This window comes from Methylotuvimicrobium sp., from assembly GCF_050611805.1.
Lineage (GTDB): Bacteria > Pseudomonadota > Gammaproteobacteria > Methylococcales > Methylomonadaceae > Methylotuvimicrobium.
In genome coordinates this window covers 23,264-40,986 of the sequence record NZ_JBNGHF010000024.1, presented here as the reverse complement: position 1 = coordinate 40,986, position 17,723 = coordinate 23,264, and the positions used below count along the sequence as shown (strand labels likewise).

The window sequence follows — 17,723 nt, the reverse complement described above, 5'->3', positions numbered from 1 at the left end:
TGTAAGTATTCAGCCCCCTATTTGAAAAAGAGAGCCAGGGGAGATTGTTTAAATAACCCCCCTCAATCCCCCTTTTTCTAAGGGGAGGACAATATTGCTGTAATTTGGCAACGGGGTCTGAATGCTTACGAAAAAATTCATTTCGTTATAACGTCAAAAATAAAACCGCGCATCGGCATTGTTTTGCGCAAAGTATATAATGACCGGTTTGCCGACTTTATTCAGACGTAGCAATGACCGATCAAAAGAAGATTTTAAGTTCCGATATCCGTTACGAATGCGGCGACTCCGCTTATACGCGCGGGCTCAGCTATTACCAAAGCGGCATGGTATCGAAAATGAACATTGTCGAAGAGGGTGACCGGCATGTCCAATTGACGTCCTCGGTCAAAGGGAGCGGTAACAACCATTATCAACAAAATATAAAAGTCACCTGGAACGACAAATTCAATAATGTTGAAATCTTCGGCTATTGCTCCTGTCCGATGCATTTTAACTGTAAGCATGTCGCGGCGGTTTGCCTTAAATACCGCAATGACATGACCGACATGCCTATTAAAACCGCTAGCCATACATCAAGTTGGCTGGGTTGGCTCGAAACACTTAACAAACAAACATCCGCCAAATCGCCTTATCAAGATTTTCTTGCCTATACCCTGCTGCCGGCCTCGAAAAAAGGGGAGTTCAATCTCGATTTGACGATTACCCGTGAAAAGAAAACCGGCGGTCTATCCAAGGGCCGTAAAACTACAGTCAATAATCTGCGCTATGGATATGCTTCAAACACTTATTTTCAAGAAGGCGACGAAGAACTCATTCGTTTAATCACCGCTTTACCCAGTACTTATGAAGGCGTACCGATCATTAACGGCGCGACTGGTTATTTGGTTATAACACAAGCCGTTAAAACCGGACGTTTGTTTTATCAGTCATTGGATGAACCGGCGATAACGAACGGCGAATTACGCGATTTAAATTTCGAATGGCTCATGCAGGATAATGGCGATTTTCAGTTGGTATTGACCATCGAACATGACGCTATTTTAATCTTGACCGAACCGCCGCTGTATCTGGAGCCGGCAAACGGTTTAATCGGGCCTTTGAATGTACATGGAATCGATTTTCAACAATTGCAAAAAATTCTGACGATTCCGCGTATTCCCGCCGAAGCCGCCGAAGAGTTTAGCGAGCGTTTAACGCTTCAGCATCCCGAATTACCTTTACCGCCGCCGCGCAGGATTGAAATCGTTGAACTGCGGGGTCAAAAGCCCCGCCCGAAACTGACATTGTTCGGCACGCAATTTACGACGTCGAATTATGTCCATGCAATGTCGGTCAGTTTCGATTATTCCGGGCATATTTTTGCGGCGCATCCACTCGAAAGAAACAAGGCGAACAGTTTTTATTCGAAAACGGATAATGCTTCAGCCGAATCGGAGCGCCTTGTTTGGGAAGTGATTAAAACCGAACAAGGCTTATTGCGTATCGCACGCGATCAGGCTGCCGAATCCGAGGCGATTCAACGCTTAACCGACCAAGGCTTCCGATCGATGGATTGGCCCGGCAACACGGAATTCGTCATGACGGCGCAGACGGAACCCTCGGACGCGAATGGGGCGGTTCGATGGGGCACATTCGTGCAAAACAGCGTTCCCGAACTGGAACAAGCCGGTTGGTTGATTGAAATTAACGATAGCTTTTTGATGAAATTCCAGGAGGCCGATACTTGGAATGCTGAAATCGACGAAAGCGGTAACGATTGGTTTGAAATGCGTTTTAACATCAACGTGGACGGTCAATCGTTACCGCTTTTGCCATTGATCATGCCGGTCTTGGAAAATTTTAAAGGGGACCAATTACCCGAAATTCTTAGCATTCCGATGGGTGAGCATCAATACTTAAACATTCCGTCGGAGCGTATCAAGCCGTTCTTGGATATCTTGTTCGAGTTATTCGATGCCGGTACTTACAGTGACCAGGGCGTATTGACCTTATCACGTTTTAATTCGGTCGCATTAGCCGATTTGGAAACGCACAGTTACGGCCTTTTCAGCCTAAAAGGCGGTAAGGCGCTTCGCGAAGTCGCTAAGAAGTTACGGGATTTCAAAGGTATCGCCAACGTTGCGCCGCCCGAAGGCTTGAATGCGCAATTGCGCGACTATCAACAACTAGGGCTCAATTGGCTGCAATTTATGCGCGAATATCAATTCGCGGGAATTTTGGCCGACGATATGGGGCTCGGTAAAACCATTCAAACGCTAGCGCATATCCAACTGGAAAAAGAGCAGGGGCGCTTGACTGCTCCTTGTCTAATCATCGCCCCAACCAGCCTGATGGGCAATTGGCGACGCGAGGCCGAGCGCTTTACACCGAATTTGAGTGTCTTGATACTACAAGGCGTCGACCGAAAACAACATTTTCATAAAATCAACGATTTCGATATCGTGCTGACGACCTATCCTTTGTTGCCTCGTGATGAGGAAGCGTTGATCGAACCCGATTATCATTATTTGATACTCGATGAAGCGCAAATCATCAAGAACCCCAAGGCCAAGGCATCGGCCATCGTCAGAAGAATCAATGCGAATCATCGATTATGTTTAACCGGCACGCCGCTGGAAAATCACTTGGGCGAATTATGGGCGCAATTCGATTTCTTGATGCCTGGCTTTCTCGGCGACAGCGCTTTTTTCAAGCGCATCTATCGTACGCCGATCGAAACCCACGGCGACTATGAGCAACGCAAGCGCTTGTCGCGCCGACTCGAACCTTTTTTGCTGCGTCGGACCAAGCAAGAGGTTGCCAAAGAGTTACCACCGAAAACCGAAATGATCCGCTCGGTGCCGCTAGACTCCAAACAGGCTGCCTTATACGAGAGTATAAGATTGACCATGGAGAAGAAAGTTCGCGATGCGATTGCGCAAAAAGGACTGGCGCGCAGCCACATTACGATATTGGACGCCTTGCTGAAACTGCGCCAAACCTGCTGCGATCCGAGAACGTTAAACTTGAAAGAGGCGCAAAAAGTCAAACAGTCGGCTAAACTCGATTTATTGATGGAGTTGCTGCCCGAGTTACTCGAGGAAGGCCGTAGAATTTTGGTATTCTCGCAATTCACGAAGATGATCGCACTCATCGAAGCGGAATTGAAAACCCGGAAAATTGCTTATAGTAAATTGACCGGCCAGACTAAAAACCGTGACGAAGCGATTAATTTATTTACCGGCGGCACAGTCGACGTATTTCTGATTAGTCTCAAGGCGGGCGGTGTCGGCTTAAATCTTACCGAGGCCGATACCGTGATCATTTACGATCCGTGGTGGAATCCTGCTGTGGAAAGTCAAGCCGCGGACCGGGCTTATCGAATCGGTCAAGACAAGCCGGTATTCGTTTATAAACTGATTACCGAAAATACGGTCGAAGAGAAAATTCTTGCCTTACAGGAAAAAAAGCGTGCATTGGCGTCCGGGGTTTATCAGGAAAACAACGAGCAAGGTTTTAATTTGACTGCGGAGGATTTGACCGCATTGTTCGATCCGGTACAGTCGTAGGCATTGATCCAATAAAAAGCATTTTGTCCTCGAAACACACGAAAATATTTGATATCTTGGCAGGCTGAGGTTTGCAGCCGGCGAAACGAACGGTTGCGTCAGCCAAAATCGTTTAAAAATGCAAACTTCGTGTAATCTGTGATCATTGAGATCAATCATAATAACCGGGCTTTAAACGATGAACGATTATCCGCCGCATATTGAAGTCATCAATGATGCAGGTCATTACCCGCCTGGCTCGCCGCCTCAACGCTGGTTTATCTCCCGTTTGCCAATCTTTCTCGGTGTATTCCTGAGTGCATTGTTCATCGGCTTGGCTTACAACTACAGCCGCCCTGCAATATACCGCAGCACGGCAACCTTACTGACTTCGGCAATGACCGCGATCGATCAGGCCTCGGAAACCGCCGATATCCAGCATGTCGCGATACAACGGCAAATTTTGCTGGGCCGCGAACTATTGGATGAAACGCTCAAGAGACTCGAGATAACACATCCGCAAGCCAATCTCACTTTAGAAGACGTCAAGGAAATCTTGCAAGTCCAATCGTTGCCCGACACGCAATTGGTCGAAATGCAGGCCGAGGGCGAAATGCCGGAGATTTTATCGGCTTTGATCAATACTTGGATAGACGTATATTTGGATGCCAGAGCGGCGGAAATCGAAAGCAGCAAAGGTAAGACAATACAAATCGTCAAGGATGAGTTGGATGAATTGGAAATTAAAATCGAACAAGCTCGGAACGCGCTGATCGAATTTAGGAACGAACATGACATCGCTTCAACCGAGCGCCAAGAAAATACGGTATTGGCCAAATTAACCGGGCTAACTGCGGCATTGAATAACGCCAATGAGGCCGAAGTTAAAGCCAAGGCCCGACTCGAAGCCGTCGAAAAGGCCATTGAGGAAGGTCAAGCCGTCGTGCCGACTCAGGATCAACGCAGCCTGGATCAATTGGAGCAACGCTTGCAACAGCTCAGGGAAAAGCTGGCCGAATTCGACAAACGCTATACCCGGGAATACTTGGCTCGGCAACCGTCGATGCGATTCATTCCCGAGGAAATCAAAAAACTCGAAAAGGAAATCGCAGCCAAGCAACAATACGGCACAAGAATCGTGCATACCGATGCGATGCAAGAATACCAAGCCGCAAAAATGACGCTCGATCGGATTCGTCAACAGCTCGAGGATCACAAACGCATGGCGTCGGAGTTCAGCTCACGCTTCGCGCAACATGAAAGCCTGAAAGCCGATCTCGATGGACTCGAAAAAATTTATCGAGAAACGCAAGAACGGCTGGTGCAAATCGAAACGCGTCCGGTTGAAAAATACCCTCAGGTTACCGTGATTGACCGAGCCTTTCTTGCCCGCGATCCCATCAGCCCGAATTACAACCGAGATACAGTGATTATCGTTATCGGTTCAGTCATGCTCGGACTGTTCGGCGTTTGGCTGGCCGAGTTTTTACATCCGCCCCGCAAAAAGCAAGCGGACTTCGATTTATCTGGCTTATCAACTTATCCGAATCTAGGTTTTGGCGTCGGACGTTTGGACCTACCGCAAATCTCGCCCGAAAGGCTGGCGCAAATCCGCAATCATCAGCGATTGAATGCGCCAATGCCGCGGGAATTGTCGGATGCCGATTTGCGCGGGTTGCTCAATGCTTCGAATACGATGGGCAGGCAGCTGATTGTTTTATTATTGCTTGGTGTTACATTGAAGGAGGCCGCGGCATTGACTCCGGACAACTTCGATGCCGAGGCAGGAGAGATTCGGTTGAGCGGTCCCGTACCGAGAAACATTCCGCTCGACGGCCTATTGAGTTATTTTAACGAGCAACATCGGTTTCCGGCCTGGTATACCGATAGCCCGCTAGCGATCGACGATCTTTCCGCGATTATAAGCGTTGCTGCAATCGATGCCGGCATGACACATCCCGAAGATTTCAATGCCGATGCCATTCGCCATACCTATATCGTGTATCTAATAAGACAAGGTTTGAAGTTATCCGAACTTGAAAACATCGTCGGAACGATAGCACCTGCCGATTTAGTCGAATACGGGCGTTATTCGCCGTTACGCCCCGGTCTTTCAGTAACTGAAATCAACCGAATCCATCCGGCTTTGGAAACGGAATCGCTTCCACCGGCGCAATGATAAATAAAGCATGCGCTTTTCGATCATAATCCCGACACTCAACGAACAAACCTTGATCGTTGAATGCCTTGGTAAACTGCAACAGGCTTTCAAGTCCAATACACTTACGCGCGAACATGCGGAAATTATCGTATCGGACGGCGGCAGTAGCGATCGAACCGAGGCGCTGGCCGAGGGTCTGGCCGACCGTGTATTAGCCGGCCCGGCCGGCCGCGCCAAACAAATGAACCGAGGGGCAAAGTATGCGTATGGCGAAATTTTGATCTTTTTGCATGCCGATACGGTCTTGCCCGAACAAGCATTGAACTCGATTAATCATGCCTTGAACGAAGGCGCATATTGGGGGCGTTTCGATATTCGTCTGAGTGGTAGTCATGTCATGTTGAAGGTGATCGCCGCACTAATGAATCTACGTTCGCGATGGACGGGTATCGCGACCGGAGATCAGGCGATTTTCGTGAGTCGCAAAGCCTTCGATGCCGTGGGGGGCTTTCCCGATATCGCCTTGATGGAAGATATCGCGCTAAGCAAATCTTTGAAAAAATGGGGTAAACCCGCTTGTCTAATCGATCGTGTCGTCAGTTCCGGCAGACGCTGGGAAAACTATGGCCTATACCGAACGATTCTATTGATGTGGAGTCTAAGGCTACGTTATTTTTTGGGCAGTCATCCGGAGACATTGGCTTATCTCTATCGAACAGGAAAATTATGGAAACCGTAATCCGCTTATCTATTGCGCTAGGCGTTTTTTTGATCATGATCAGTTGGGAAGCGCTGCGACCAAGGCGCAAGCAATCGCCCGACCGCAAACGACGCTGGCCGATCAATATCGGCTTGGCGCTGTTCAACATGCTGCTGATGCGATTGACGGTCGGGGGAGCGGCCTATCTGAGCGCGGTTTATGCGCAAGAGCAGTCTTGGGGAATTTTGAATGCGCTTGATATTCAAGGCTGGCCGGCGGTTGCGTTTACCTTGATCGCGCTCGATTTTGCGATTTACGGACAGCATGTGCTCTCGCACAAATGGCCGTTGCTATGGCGTTTGCACCTGATTCATCACACCGATATGGCCTTCGATGCGACAACGGCGGTTCGCTTTCATCCGTTGGAAATCGTTTTTTCAATGTTTTATAAAATCGCGTGGATCTTATTGCTCGGTGCGGACCCGCTGGCAGTGATCGCCTTCGAAATTATCCTGAACGGTGCGGCCACGTTCAATCACGGCAATGTCGATATCCCGGAACGAGTCGATAAAATACTCCGTTGGTTCATCGTCACGCCGGACATGCACCGCATTCATCATTCAACGATACAGGTCGAAACCGACAGTAATTACGGCTTTTCGATTTCTTGCTGGGATCGCCTATGCGGCACCTACCGCGCCGAACCCAAGCAAGCACAAACCGACATGCCGATCGGCCTAGCGCCGTTCAGAAATCCCGAAGAACTCGGATTCGCGAGCTTGTTGCGTTTGCCATTTAGCACGTTACGCCGGGAGTGACGCGAGCTATCGCTTATCCTAGAAAAAGCGTGTCACCATGAAGGTCATGAAGTAACATGAAGAATTAGATTTTTGATTTTATAGTTTTTTCTACATAACCTTCATGTGCTTCATGGCCAAATTGTGGAATTTATGTTTATTCCAGCTTGATTTGATCTTCGATCGTATGCGTCAGCTGAACTCCCGGCAGCTCCAAAGTCATTTTTACCTGTAGCGTTTCAGTGCCTTTTAGGTTCCCTGCTTCAACCGCTTTAGCAATCGCGTGTTCAATCTCCCGCTGTGAAGTGACGCCGACTTGTTTCAAAAATTTCCTGACTTCCATATTCAAAGTATCTTCGTTCATTGTTGTCTCCGGTTAATCATCAAAAAAGGCCGGAAAAGCTCTGTGCCGACCGGTCCAGTGGGCCTCGTGCGAAAATCAAGTCGTTACCTACTGAAAACACAAAAGCATTTTAACCCGTGCTCGCTTCGCGATTCTAATTTAGCTTTAACAAATGTATTGCCTTGGCCGGGACGGGTAAATAACCCGCCCCGAACATTTTGGTTTGATTAATCCATGTCGAAATGTACAGAACAGAGTTCTGATCCTGTCTTTCTCAAGTTTTAAAATCCCAGTTCGCTTAACGATTCTAATCGAGCAACAAATGAAGAGAAATATTTTTTGTTGACATATAAATAAGAATCATTATCATTAGCACTACGATAGATATTTGACCTCTCCTGACTATCGTTTGGCGCACGATGCTTCGCTCTCTTAATCGCACACTGCGTGCGCCAATTTTTTTAATGCTTACTCGAATGAGGATGTCATGTTGGAAAATCAAACGGAAACATCGGCTCTGCATGAAATTACACATCTTCATGCGAGCACGTTAATGCTAATCACCCAATTCAGCAACGGTCATCATTGTCCGAAATTGGCGCACATGATCGTCAACCAGCTCAACAGACTGATCACCGAATCCGAGCTGGAACAACTGCCCACGGGCCAACAAATGTACCGGCAATTACTCAGTCATTGGCAACAAGTAACGCATACGTTGCTGGAACAGCGGCAACAAAACCCTAAGCACACTCAATTACACTGAGTTTGTTCAGGATGAAACCCAAAAAATTCACCCGCCAACATGTTAAACGCCTTTTCGTTTATTCGGCTTCTTTGTCCTGCGCCGCTAAACTGCAAATATTCGAAAACCGCATGCGCTTGCTTTTGCGTACTGTTGGCGAATGCGACGGCGATTGCCGATGAGAAGGCCGCGATGAAAGATACGGTGGAGCTCGATACGATGATTGTCGAAGGCACTTCAAGCGCTCGTCCGTTGGATGAAGAGCCTGGCACCGCTTCGGTAATCGACGCCGAGACTATCGAGCGGCGCATGGTCCGTAGCATCAAAGATTTGATTCGTTACGAACCGGGCGTCAACGTCGGTAACGATCCGCAGCGTTTCGGCGCGACCGGTTTTACGATTCGCGGTCTCGGCGGCAACCGCGTATTGATGCAAGTCGACGGCGTCCGCTTGCCGGACGCTTTTTCGATCGGCTCGTTCGCCTCGGCGACGCGAAACATGGTCGACATGGATGCGCTGAAATCGGTCGAAATCATCCGCGGGGCAGGGTCTGCCCAATACGGCGGAGATGCGCTGGGCGGCACGGTCGGCTTTGTCACTAAAGATCCGCGTGATTATCTCGACACATTCGGCAACGATTATTATGCCGACGCCAAACTCGGGTACAACACGACCGATCAAAGTTTTCTGAAAACTGCTACATTGGCAGGCGCATCATTTGGTTTTGAAAGCTTGCTGCTGCTAACGCACTCCGAAAGCCGAGAAACCGACACGAAAGGCGACAACAAGGAGTTGAACCCGAGAAGGACCGCGCCGAGCCCGCAAGACAACGAAGTCTACAACGGACTCGGCAAGCTGCTCTACCGCTTCGACGATGACAACGTGCTGCGTTTGACCGGCGAATGGATGCACAGCGAGTCCGAGCTCGACGCTTATCATGCCAGAGATCCATTGGGCATCGGTTTTCCTCCGAACACGAAAATATTCAGCCTGATCACCGAAGACAGACAAACGCGCTGGCGGATCTCGTTGGATCATAAGCTCGACCATCTCGACTTTGCTTTATTCGATAGCGCATTCTGGCGCGTATACCGGCAAAAGACTGCGGCGACACAAGAAACTTGGCAAGATCGCGACAACCCGCTGAATAAACGCCATTTAATCCACCGTATTTTCAGCTTCGATAACGACGATTTCGGTGGGGAAATTCGCTTCGACAAGCTTTTCTCGACCGGTATTTTCGATCATGCGTTGCAATACGGCGGTGAAATCAGCATGAATACGATTACGCAGAAGCGGGACGGCACAATAACCTATACCAGCGGTAATCCGCCATTCATTCAACCGGGCACCGTTTCGAAAACCGTCCCGCCCGACACGTTTCCTGTCCGCGATTTTCCTGAAAGTTTAGTGACGAAGGCGGGTGCTTATCTTCAAGACAGCATCACGTTTTTTGATCGGCGCGTAGAGTTGATTCCCGGTGTACGTATCGAATTCTACTCTTTAAAGCCGCAAAAAGACCGACTATACGATGCGACGTCGGAGGTGCAGCCGACTGAACTCGACGAGTACAAGATTCTGCCTAAGTTGGGCGCGTTATTCCATCTCACCGATGAATTAACGATTCACGGGCAATATGCAGAAGGGTTCCGCGGCCCGAATTTTGGCGAAAGCAACTCCGGTTTCGTCAACGATCAATTCGGTTATCAAACGATCCCGAACTTCAATCTGACACCCGAAACCAGCACCGGTTTTGAGGTCGGTTTGCGCGGCAAAGGTGCGGCCGGAACGTTCGATCTGACTTTTTTTCGCAACGATTACAAGAAGTTTTTATTTTTGGACACGGTTTGCATTCCTTCGGCCGAGACCGGATTCTGTTTGGCCTACGGTGATACGCCAAGATTGACATTTCAGCAAATCAATAACCCGGACGATATCCGGATTCAGGGCGTCGAATTCAAAAGCCAACTTTACTTGGATTGGTTTCACGAAACTTTGGAAGGAGCGAGTTTAATGGTCAGCGGATCGTATGCAGAGGGCGTCAATCTCGAAACCGGTTCCGTAAACGACGTGTCCTTACGCGGCATCAGTCCGGCCAAAGGCGTGATCGGTCTGCGCTACGAAGAACCTTCGGGAATCTGGGGTTCTGAATTGATATTAACATTGGTCGACGCCAAGCGTCCGAAGACAGCGCCGGACGATACGCAATTCCTGCCCCGAGGATACGGCGTCGTCGACTTTAACGGTTACTACCGTTTCAACGACCATGTTTCGGTTAACGTCGGTGTTTTCAATTTGTTCGACAAAACCTACATCGACTGGGAAGACGTCAATACGCGGGCCGGCGACCCGCATGCAACCTTCGGAGCCTACGCGAACGCCGATTTCTGGAAGCGTTATTCGCGACCGGGGCGCAACGTCGGCGCGACGCTAAAAATAGCATTCTGAGATACGGCGATGCACACAAGTTACAAAGACATCAAACACAAGTTATCGGGATTGTTCGACGAATTGTTCGCGCATAACGGTTATGCCGATTTGCGTATCGAAATGCGCATTCTCAAACGAGGGCAAAAAGAAGTGATTCTGTATTGCGGGAAGCAATACCGTTATATCGCCGAATACCGCCCAGAGCTCGCAGCAAAAGTACCCCGAAGCAATTCAAGCGAAGCTGAGGAAATCGAAACGGACGAACCGAAGAACGATAACAATTGAATTCAACGTGCCGCACCTCTGCTTCTCCTCCTAAAGAAAAGCGGCGGATGGACGGTTTGGCACCGAAACGCGGCATATCGAAACGACAACATCGAACGATCCTTTTGTCTTTGCGGCTAAGAAAAGGGGCTTAATTGACATTCAAGAGGACAAGCTATGAATAAAAGATCACATTTTATGCTCGCCGCAGCGATGCTAAGTTTTTCCGGTATCGCTTCGGCGGATTTTACCAATGGGCCGAATCCTTATGATCAGGGATTCGGTTTCGATGCCCCGCATGAGGCATCTTGGGGCGGATGGACGCGCGGCGATGCCGGTACGCTCTACGCCGAATGGGATACCTTCTTCGATGCATCCTATGGCACTGCAACCGACCGCACCGCGGCTCCGGACGTCGGCAGCGCCAATATCGGCAATACCTATCTCGGATGGAGTGCCGGAACTTTTGCGGCAGGTACCGGCAATTTGTATAGCTTTGCCGTTCCGCAAAACTATAACGCGATAGTCGCGGGCAGTGTCGGGGAGGGACCTGTTCGTGCCATCCTACAGTTCGAAAGCTGGGGAACCGAAATGAACTATAGCGCAATCAATTTGAACGGTTTGGCACCGACGTTTACCGAACAGACTTATTTTCAAGCCGATTATCCAAGCTCGTTCGGTCCGGTTGATCTTGTCCAATTTTTAGCGTACTGGGATTTGCCGGCCGAATTGTTGACCTATAACTTCTCGTTCGGCAGCGATGCTCATCAGAGTCTCGCGCAAGTAGCCGTCGACATTGCCGCGGTTCCCGTTCCAGGTGCCGTGTGGTTGATGGGATCAGCCATATTGGGCTTGGCCGGTTGGCGGCGTAAGCAATACTCGACTGCAAGTGTCGGCTAAATGTGACTAACCCCGAGCCGGACAATTCGGTCCGGCTCGGACCATATTTTAATCTAAAAGCGCCGATGCGCCGGGAGGATTAAATGTATCGAATACAGACGCAACCGGTTAGCCCCGGTCCCTCCGAAATCGAGAAGGAAATTCGGTTGTACATGCGGCTATATCTCACGCAACGGGTATGGTTCATATCGCAGGCGGTGGTCGAACTGATCGACGCACTGATCGGCCATCCCGACTTCGACGGAACGCCTGAACAGCGCTGCGGTTTCATACGCCTGGCAGGAGTTTGGCGCTGCATTGCATGGATAGACCGCTGTACGCAAACTCAGGCGGCCGGTTACGAAAATTCGCAAGAGGAATGATCATGTGCCAAGCAAACGATAGTCGAACGAGCTCGGTTTCTCCCGAGGCCTTAAAACGCCGCTGGGACGAACTGCGGGAGAACAGGCCGCAATTGCGAATTAGGGAGGCAGCTTCCGTTTTGGAAGTCAGCGAGGCTGAGTTGTTGGCAACCGGTTGCGGGGAAAACGTGACTCGTCTTGAGGCAGGTTGGCCGGTACTGCTGGATGAAGTTGATTCATTGGGCCCTGTAATGGCGTTGACACGCAACGATAATGCCGTGCATGAAAAAACCGGTTTTTACCTAAATATCCGGCTAACCGATACCGGCGGACGGATTCAGGGTGAAAACATCGACCTGTTTCTGGATTTTCGCCATTGGCATTCGGCATTCGCGGTGACCGAACAAACTCGTCAGGGAGCACGCGACAGTCTGCAATTTTTCGACCGCGACGGTACTGCCGTGCATAAGATTTATATGACCGAAAACAGATGTATACCGGCCTACCGGACCTTGATCGAACGATATCGGTCCGAAGATCAATCGCAACGGCAACATGTTGAACCTCCGTTACGAAATATTGATTCAGTAGCCGTCGTGGCCGGCAACGAACGGCTGGGACAGGCATGGCATGAGCACTTGATCGCCTGCGGTGCCGTGCCTTATCAAAGCACCGAGCCGCTGCAAACCGGACGATTGCAGCCCTCGTCTTTTCGGCGTTTCATGGAAAAAGCGTCGGAAAGCGGCGCCGGCTTGACCGTTTTGGTCGGCAATGCCGGTGCGGTGCAGGTCCATACGGGCCCGATCGAGAAATTGATGATCACCGGTACCTGGTTCAACGTGCTCGACGACGGTTTCAACTTGCATTTGAAGGAAGACGCGTTGGCGGAGCTTCGTCTGGTCGAACGGCGGGCCGGGAATACTTCAGTCAATACACTGGAGCTTTGCGATGCCGCCGGGTGTCATATCGCGATGATTCTCTTCGAACATGCGGATTTGGGCGAATGCCTTACGATGGATGTTTGAAATGGTTATCAACCCAAATTCCGGTAAGCCGACCACCGTAAATGCAACAACATAACGGGCAATTCTTTTTTGAAATAACTAACGAGACAACGACATGAACGATACCACAGTAGATTTTGAGCAAGTCCGGGAGAGCTGCCGCCGCCTGACCGATTCTTTCGATTCGGTGTTGATGGCGACCGTAGGTTTGGACGGCAAACCGGAAGCCAGTTACGCAGCCTATGTGAAATACGAAGACGACTATTACATCTATATCAGCGAATTAGCGGCCCATACCCGCAATCTTTCGGAGAACGGCAAGGTCAGCCTGCTGTTCATCGAAGATGAAGATAAAGCATCGCATTTATTCGCGCGGCAACGGGCTACGTTTCAAGGACAGGCCGAAGAAATCGCGAGGAATAGCGAACAATTTCATTTTGTCATGGATGCGTTTCAACAGAAATTCGGGCAATTCATCGATATGTTGAAAAAATTGCAGGATTTTCACTTGTTTCGTATTCATCCGACGAAAGGCTCGTTTGTACAAGGCTTTGCCCGCGCTTTCACGATCGAAGGCGAAGCCTTGGACGAATTCCGTCACGTCAACGATACCGGGCATCGTGGCAGCGTGCGCAGCAAGCCGGAATCGATGCCCGCGCATTGATTGCGCGAACGGAAAAGCAGCATGCATAAAAACACACTATTCAAGTTCGTCCGCACCGTCATTTGTTGCGCCATGTTCGTAACTGCAGGCGCTTCAGCAAAAGAGCCACGCATCGTTGCGGTCGGCGGCGCGTTGACAGAAATCGTATACGCACTGGGTGAGGAACGCTTGTTGGCCGGGGTCGACACAACCAGTCAATGGCCTGAAGCGGCAAAAGCATTACCGCAGGTAGGCTATATGCGAAACCTTTCGGCAGAAGGCATTTTGTCGCTGATGCCGACTCTATTGTTGACGACGCAAAGTTCGGGACCGCAAACCGTTATCGAACAGATCCGGCAAGCCGGTGTGGAAATCAAAACCGTTAACGAAGACAATTCGGCGGATGGCGTGGTGTCCAAAATTCGAACAGTCGCCGAATGGCTGAATGCGTCCGAACAGGGCGAGCGCTTGGCGAAACAGGTACAAGAAGACTTCGATCGACTCGAGCGGTTCACGTCCGGGATTGCGCAACGTCCGAAAGTATTGTTTTTGCTGGCCATATCGCGCGGCGCACCGATCGTCTCGGGTGAGGGAACGCCTGCCGATGCGATGATCCGCATCGCCGGCGGCGACAATGCTATGAAAGGTTTCGAAGGCTTTAAGCCGGCAAGTAGCGAAGCGTTGATCGGGGCAGCGCCGGATGTGATCGTGTTGACCGATATGGCAGCGAATGCGATCGGCGGCATCGACCGCTTGTTCGACATGCCCGGTTTCGGTGCTACACCGGCCGGCAAGCTAGGGAAAGCGGTAACGATGGATGCCCTGTATTTGTTGGGATTCGGCCCGAGATCCGGTCAAGCCGCGTTGGATTTGGCGACGCGGCTGCGCACCGTCGATACCGTGGCGTCCGAATGATGAAAGCGGCGTTTGCAATGCCTGGCGAAACGAAACGTTACGCAGTTCTGGCCGGTTTGACGCTGGTGCTGTTTGTAATGGTCATTGTATCGCTCGGGATCGGCGCCTATTCGATTTCACCGGGGCAAGTACTCGCCATTCTGAGCGAGGTTTTCGGTCTGCAACTGCCCTGGTCGTTCGATGACGGCCATCGCGCCGTATTGGAATCGATACGCGGTCCGCGTATCGCACTCGGCGTGTTGATTGGCGCGACGCTGGCCGTCTCGGGAGCGGCAATGCAGGGCTTGTTCCGTAACCCGCTTGCCGACCCGGCATTGATCGGCGTATCGAGCGGCGCGGCATTGGCAGCGGTCGCTGCGATCGTGCTCGAAACCAGCCTGCTGCGAAACGTGGCGCAAATACTCGGTTATTATTATCTGCCTGCAGCGGCTTTTTCGGGCGGATTCGCGGTGACTTGGCTGGTTTACCGTTTTGCCGGTTCCGGCGGCCGTCTCGATATCGCTTCGCTGCTGCTGGCCGGAGTCGCCGTCAACGCATTGGCAGGTTCCTTAACGGGTTTGTTGACTTCGATCGCCGACGATCAGCAATTGCGTACCTTGACATTTTGGAGCATGGGCAGTCTCGGCGGCGCTAACTGGAGTCAAGTCGTCGCCGGCTTGCCGTTTTTCCTGCTGAACTTGTTGCTGCTCCCGTATTTTTCAAGCGCTTTGAATGCGCTATTACTCGGCGAGGCGGAAGCCGGCCATCTCGGATTTTCGGTCGAAACCGTCAAAACCGCGGTGATCGTTCTGGTTGCACTCGGTGTGGGCTGTTGCGTCGCATTGGGCGGTATCATCGGTTTCATAGGGCTGGTCGTACCGCATTTGCTGAGGCTTAGGCTCGGTCCGGACCATCGCATCATATTGCCGGGCTCTGCTCTGCTCGGCGCAAGTCTGTTGTTGGCATCGGACGGCTTGGCGCGCAGCTTGGCCGTGCCTGCCGAAATACCGATCGGAATCGTCACCGGTGTTTTGGGCAGTCCGTTCTTTTTGTGGTTACTGTATCGGCAACGGATGCTAGGAGGTTGAATGCTGGAGGCGCGTAAGATAGTTGTCGACATCGGCGGCAAGCGTTTGTTGGACGATATTACATTGTGCGTTAAGCCCGGCGAAGTACTCGCGGTTGTCGGGCCGAACGGCGCAGGCAAGTCGACATTGCTGAACACAATGTGCGGCGATTTGATACCGCAGCACGGTTTCATTACGATGAACGGTACAGAACTCGACGACTGGCCTATAGCCGAATTGGCCCGCGTGCGCGGCGTGCTGCCGCAAAACTCGACGCTATCGTTTCCGTTCACGGTACTCGAGGTCGTAGCGATGGGGCGCTGCCCGCATCGGCGTAATGGCGATCCTGCGCACGACGATGCTATCGTTCGGCAAGCAATGGCATTGACCGATACCGAAGGGTTCGTCGATAGAATTTATACTACGTTATCGGGCGGCGAGCGTCAGCGCGTACAATTGGCGAGAGTTTTGACGCAGATATGGGAACCGGTCGGTGATCTGCCACGCTATTTATTGCTCGACGAGCCGACCTCGGCACTCGATCTTGCGCATCAGCATAGCGTGTTAGCGATCGCCAGACGATTCGCCGACCGTTTTGAGGCAGGCGTTCTGACGATCCTGCACGATTTGAATTTGGCTGCACTCTATGCCGACCGTATTGCGGTTCTGCATTCGGGCCGCTTGATGGCGTTCGATAGTCCGGATCGAGTTTTAGATGCCGATTTGATCATGGAAATTTTCGGCTACCCGGTAACGATAGCCGTTCACCCGAAGCAAACGGATCGCCCGCTGATAATTCCGCATCTGTTACAAAATGCCGAATGAATACAGATAGGCTGACTGGCGGGAGAGGAGACGCGGATGAGTTGCGGATAAAGAGCAACAATTCACAAGCGAGTCATCTTATCTCGATTTCTTTTGCGATAAATAAAAATGCCCACGCCAACTATGCCGGCGGTTAAAGCCAGCATCAAAATGGGATGCTGATAAAACAAATCAAAAAAAGCGCCTACACCTTGCGATGAGCTGCGATAGTAAGGTCCCATAAGTTCCTCCTGGGTTGAATATGCATTTTAAGAGCATACCTTCGGAATGTGCTTTGTCTACTCCTTTTATACCGCACATTACCTAACCCGACGACAGCTCCTCCCTACCCAGGTGCGCGATGCTCACCCTACACCTGGCGTTTTCTAGCCTATGGCCACCAACAGTTTCTAAGATATTTTGAGATTAAAAAGCATGAACACAAAAATTAGCTAAAATAGTTTTTTAGACGGCTTACCCAACACCCCACCTGATTAGCAAGTTTGTTCAGCTAAAGCCCAAAGATCAGCATATCCCTAGCAGGACGGGGTTAACAAGCCATGCGCGTCAAGCTAAAAACGGCCAACCCACATCACGCTTTTTCCCAAGCTCCAGCCCTCATCGTTATACATAAGTCAAAAATTACCGTTTTGCAATCTTAGCTAATGAGCCCTCGATACCATTTTTTGTCGCCCAACGTTCTCTACTTTCCCTCACCTAGCGTTAGGTGAGGGAAAGCCACTGATGTTCAAAATCCGCAGATTTATCAAGCAGCACCGTTTCCAAGTATACGATAACCTCTGTTTAGCAAGTTTACCGATACTTGTGTATAACGATGAGAGCTCCAGCTAGGGAAAGACACCTCGGAAGCTCCCCCTTCGACAAGGCTCTCCTGAGCGCAGCCGAAGGGCTCAGGGCAAGAGCTTCCTGGGACCGACACAACCACCGCACATTCTCAATCAACCCCGACTCGCTCGTTCAATCTTTCTTGATTTTCGGGAAGCTAGAGCTTCCTGAACAGGTTACCCAAGCTGGAGCTTGGGTAACAGCATATTTTAGTTTTTGCGACTACGACTGGCCCCTGCTCGGACACTTGGCTT

At 50.6% G+C, this 17,723-nt stretch carries 16 protein-coding genes; 14 read left to right on the top strand and 2 right to left on the bottom strand.

All coding sequences use genetic code 11. The features are described from left to right. Window positions 1-233 precede the first annotated feature (233 nt). The 4 genes from ACRJJO_RS12935 (at window position 234) to ACRJJO_RS12920 (ending at window position 7,209) form a co-directional block, all read left to right on the top strand. The gene (locus ACRJJO_RS12935; RefSeq protein ID WP_431066136.1) at window positions 234-3,551 is read left to right on the top strand and encodes an SNF2-related protein; all 3,318 of its coding nucleotides are present in this window, start codon (window positions 234-236) and stop codon (window positions 3,549-3,551) included. 178 nt (window positions 3,552-3,729) lie between these two features. After that, the gene (locus ACRJJO_RS12930; RefSeq protein WP_431066135.1) at window positions 3,730-5,709 is read left to right on the top strand and encodes a GumC family protein; all 1,980 of its coding nucleotides are present in this window, start codon (window positions 3,730-3,732) and stop codon (window positions 5,707-5,709) included. Window positions 5,710-5,719: 10 nt separating this feature from the next. Then, window positions 5,720-6,430 (top strand): TIGR04283 family arsenosugar biosynthesis glycosyltransferase, encoded by a 711-nt coding sequence (locus tag ACRJJO_RS12925; protein ID WP_431066134.1) that lies wholly within the window; start codon window positions 5,720-5,722, stop codon window positions 6,428-6,430. After that, the gene (locus ACRJJO_RS12920) at window positions 6,418-7,209 is read left to right on the top strand and encodes a sterol desaturase family protein (RefSeq protein WP_431066133.1); all 792 of its coding nucleotides are present in this window, start codon (window positions 6,418-6,420) and stop codon (window positions 7,207-7,209) included. The genes ACRJJO_RS12925 and ACRJJO_RS12920 overlap by 13 nt, the downstream gene beginning before the upstream one ends. A gap of 136 nt (window positions 7,210-7,345) precedes the next feature. Here the strand turns inward: ACRJJO_RS12920 and ACRJJO_RS12915 are convergent, their stop codons facing one another. After that, entirely contained in the window at window positions 7,346-7,552 is a 207-nt protein-coding gene (locus ACRJJO_RS12915) for a DUF6494 family protein (RefSeq protein ID WP_125217754.1), read from the bottom strand. Window positions 7,553-8,018: 466 nt separating this feature from the next. On the opposite strand from ACRJJO_RS12915, the gene ACRJJO_RS12910 reads away from it, so the two are divergent. From ACRJJO_RS12910 to ACRJJO_RS12865, 10 genes are all read left to right on the top strand, one after another. Beyond that, window positions 8,019-8,297: a hypothetical protein gene (locus ACRJJO_RS12910; protein WP_431066132.1), complete on the top strand. Its 279-nt coding sequence runs from the start codon at window positions 8,019-8,021 to the stop codon at window positions 8,295-8,297. A gap of 39 nt (window positions 8,298-8,336) precedes the next feature. Next, window positions 8,337-10,724 (top strand): TonB-dependent hemoglobin/transferrin/lactoferrin family receptor, encoded by a 2,388-nt coding sequence (locus ACRJJO_RS12905; RefSeq protein WP_431066131.1) that lies wholly within the window; start codon window positions 8,337-8,339, stop codon window positions 10,722-10,724. Window positions 10,725-10,733: 9 nt separating this feature from the next. Then, the gene (locus tag ACRJJO_RS12900; protein ID WP_431066130.1) at window positions 10,734-10,991 is read left to right on the top strand and encodes a hypothetical protein; all 258 of its coding nucleotides are present in this window, start codon (window positions 10,734-10,736) and stop codon (window positions 10,989-10,991) included. A gap of 156 nt (window positions 10,992-11,147) precedes the next feature. After that, window positions 11,148-11,870, top strand: coding sequence for a PEP-CTERM sorting domain-containing protein (locus ACRJJO_RS12895; RefSeq protein ID WP_431066129.1), 723 nt, complete (start codon window positions 11,148-11,150; stop codon window positions 11,868-11,870). 83 nt (window positions 11,871-11,953) lie between these two features. After that, the gene (locus ACRJJO_RS12890) at window positions 11,954-12,232 is read left to right on the top strand and encodes a hypothetical protein (RefSeq protein WP_431066128.1); all 279 of its coding nucleotides are present in this window, start codon (window positions 11,954-11,956) and stop codon (window positions 12,230-12,232) included. Window positions 12,233-12,234: 2 nt separating this feature from the next. Next, complete coding sequence (locus ACRJJO_RS12885; protein WP_431066127.1) at window positions 12,235-13,236, top strand: ChuX/HutX family heme-like substrate-binding protein; 1,002 nt, start codon at window positions 12,235-12,237, stop codon at window positions 13,234-13,236. A 94-nt stretch (window positions 13,237-13,330) separates the two neighbouring features. Then, window positions 13,331-13,879, top strand: a complete 549-nt coding sequence (locus ACRJJO_RS12880; protein WP_431066126.1) for a HugZ family protein — start codon at window positions 13,331-13,333, stop codon at window positions 13,877-13,879. A gap of 21 nt (window positions 13,880-13,900) precedes the next feature. Beyond that, a complete protein-coding gene (locus ACRJJO_RS12875; protein ID WP_431066125.1) occupies window positions 13,901-14,773 on the top strand; it encodes a heme/hemin ABC transporter substrate-binding protein in 873 nt (290 codons plus the stop codon). Next, window positions 14,770-15,840, top strand: a complete 1,071-nt coding sequence (locus tag ACRJJO_RS12870; RefSeq protein ID WP_431066124.1) for a FecCD family ABC transporter permease — start codon at window positions 14,770-14,772, stop codon at window positions 15,838-15,840. The genes ACRJJO_RS12875 and ACRJJO_RS12870 overlap by 4 nt, the downstream gene beginning before the upstream one ends. After that, window positions 15,841-16,644 (top strand): heme ABC transporter ATP-binding protein, encoded by an 804-nt coding sequence (locus tag ACRJJO_RS12865; RefSeq protein ID WP_431066123.1) that lies wholly within the window; start codon window positions 15,841-15,843, stop codon window positions 16,642-16,644. Between the two features lie 62 nt (window positions 16,645-16,706). On the opposite strand, the gene ACRJJO_RS12860 is transcribed toward ACRJJO_RS12865, so the two are convergent. Beyond that, entirely contained in the window at window positions 16,707-16,865 is a 159-nt protein-coding gene (locus ACRJJO_RS12860) for a hypothetical protein (protein ID WP_431066122.1), read from the bottom strand. Window positions 16,866-17,723: the final 858 nt, after the last annotated feature.

What these genes read in the sequence shown, in the direction of transcription:
- ACRJJO_RS12935 (WP_431066136.1), top strand. Translation starts at nt 234, where the DNA reads ATGACCGATCAAAAGAAGATTTTAAGTTCCGATATCCGTTACGAATGC.
- ACRJJO_RS12930 (WP_431066135.1), top strand. Translation starts at nt 3,730, where the DNA reads ATGAACGATTATCCGCCGCATATTGAAGTCATCAATGATGCAGGTCAT.
- ACRJJO_RS12925 (WP_431066134.1), top strand. Translation starts at nt 5,720, where the DNA reads ATGCGCTTTTCGATCATAATCCCGACACTCAACGAACAAACCTTGATC.
- ACRJJO_RS12920 (WP_431066133.1), top strand. Translation starts at nt 6,418, where the DNA reads ATGGAAACCGTAATCCGCTTATCTATTGCGCTAGGCGTTTTTTTGATC.
- ACRJJO_RS12915 (WP_125217754.1), bottom strand. Translation starts at nt 7,552, where the DNA reads ATGAACGAAGATACTTTGAATATGGAAGTCAGGAAATTTTTGAAACAA.
- ACRJJO_RS12910 (WP_431066132.1), top strand. Translation starts at nt 8,019, where the DNA reads ATGTTGGAAAATCAAACGGAAACATCGGCTCTGCATGAAATTACACAT.
- ACRJJO_RS12905 (WP_431066131.1), top strand. Translation starts at nt 8,337, where the DNA reads ATGTTAAACGCCTTTTCGTTTATTCGGCTTCTTTGTCCTGCGCCGCTA.
- ACRJJO_RS12900 (WP_431066130.1), top strand. Translation starts at nt 10,734, where the DNA reads ATGCACACAAGTTACAAAGACATCAAACACAAGTTATCGGGATTGTTC.
- ACRJJO_RS12895 (WP_431066129.1), top strand. Translation starts at nt 11,148, where the DNA reads ATGAATAAAAGATCACATTTTATGCTCGCCGCAGCGATGCTAAGTTTT.
- ACRJJO_RS12890 (WP_431066128.1), top strand. Translation starts at nt 11,954, where the DNA reads ATGTATCGAATACAGACGCAACCGGTTAGCCCCGGTCCCTCCGAAATC.
- ACRJJO_RS12885 (WP_431066127.1), top strand. Translation starts at nt 12,235, where the DNA reads ATGTGCCAAGCAAACGATAGTCGAACGAGCTCGGTTTCTCCCGAGGCC.
- ACRJJO_RS12880 (WP_431066126.1), top strand. Translation starts at nt 13,331, where the DNA reads ATGAACGATACCACAGTAGATTTTGAGCAAGTCCGGGAGAGCTGCCGC.
- ACRJJO_RS12875 (WP_431066125.1), top strand. Translation starts at nt 13,901, where the DNA reads ATGCATAAAAACACACTATTCAAGTTCGTCCGCACCGTCATTTGTTGC.
- ACRJJO_RS12870 (WP_431066124.1), top strand. Translation starts at nt 14,770, where the DNA reads ATGATGAAAGCGGCGTTTGCAATGCCTGGCGAAACGAAACGTTACGCA.
- ACRJJO_RS12865 (WP_431066123.1), top strand. Translation starts at nt 15,841, where the DNA reads ATGCTGGAGGCGCGTAAGATAGTTGTCGACATCGGCGGCAAGCGTTTG.
- ACRJJO_RS12860 (WP_431066122.1), bottom strand. Translation starts at nt 16,865, where the DNA reads ATGGGACCTTACTATCGCAGCTCATCGCAAGGTGTAGGCGCTTTTTTT.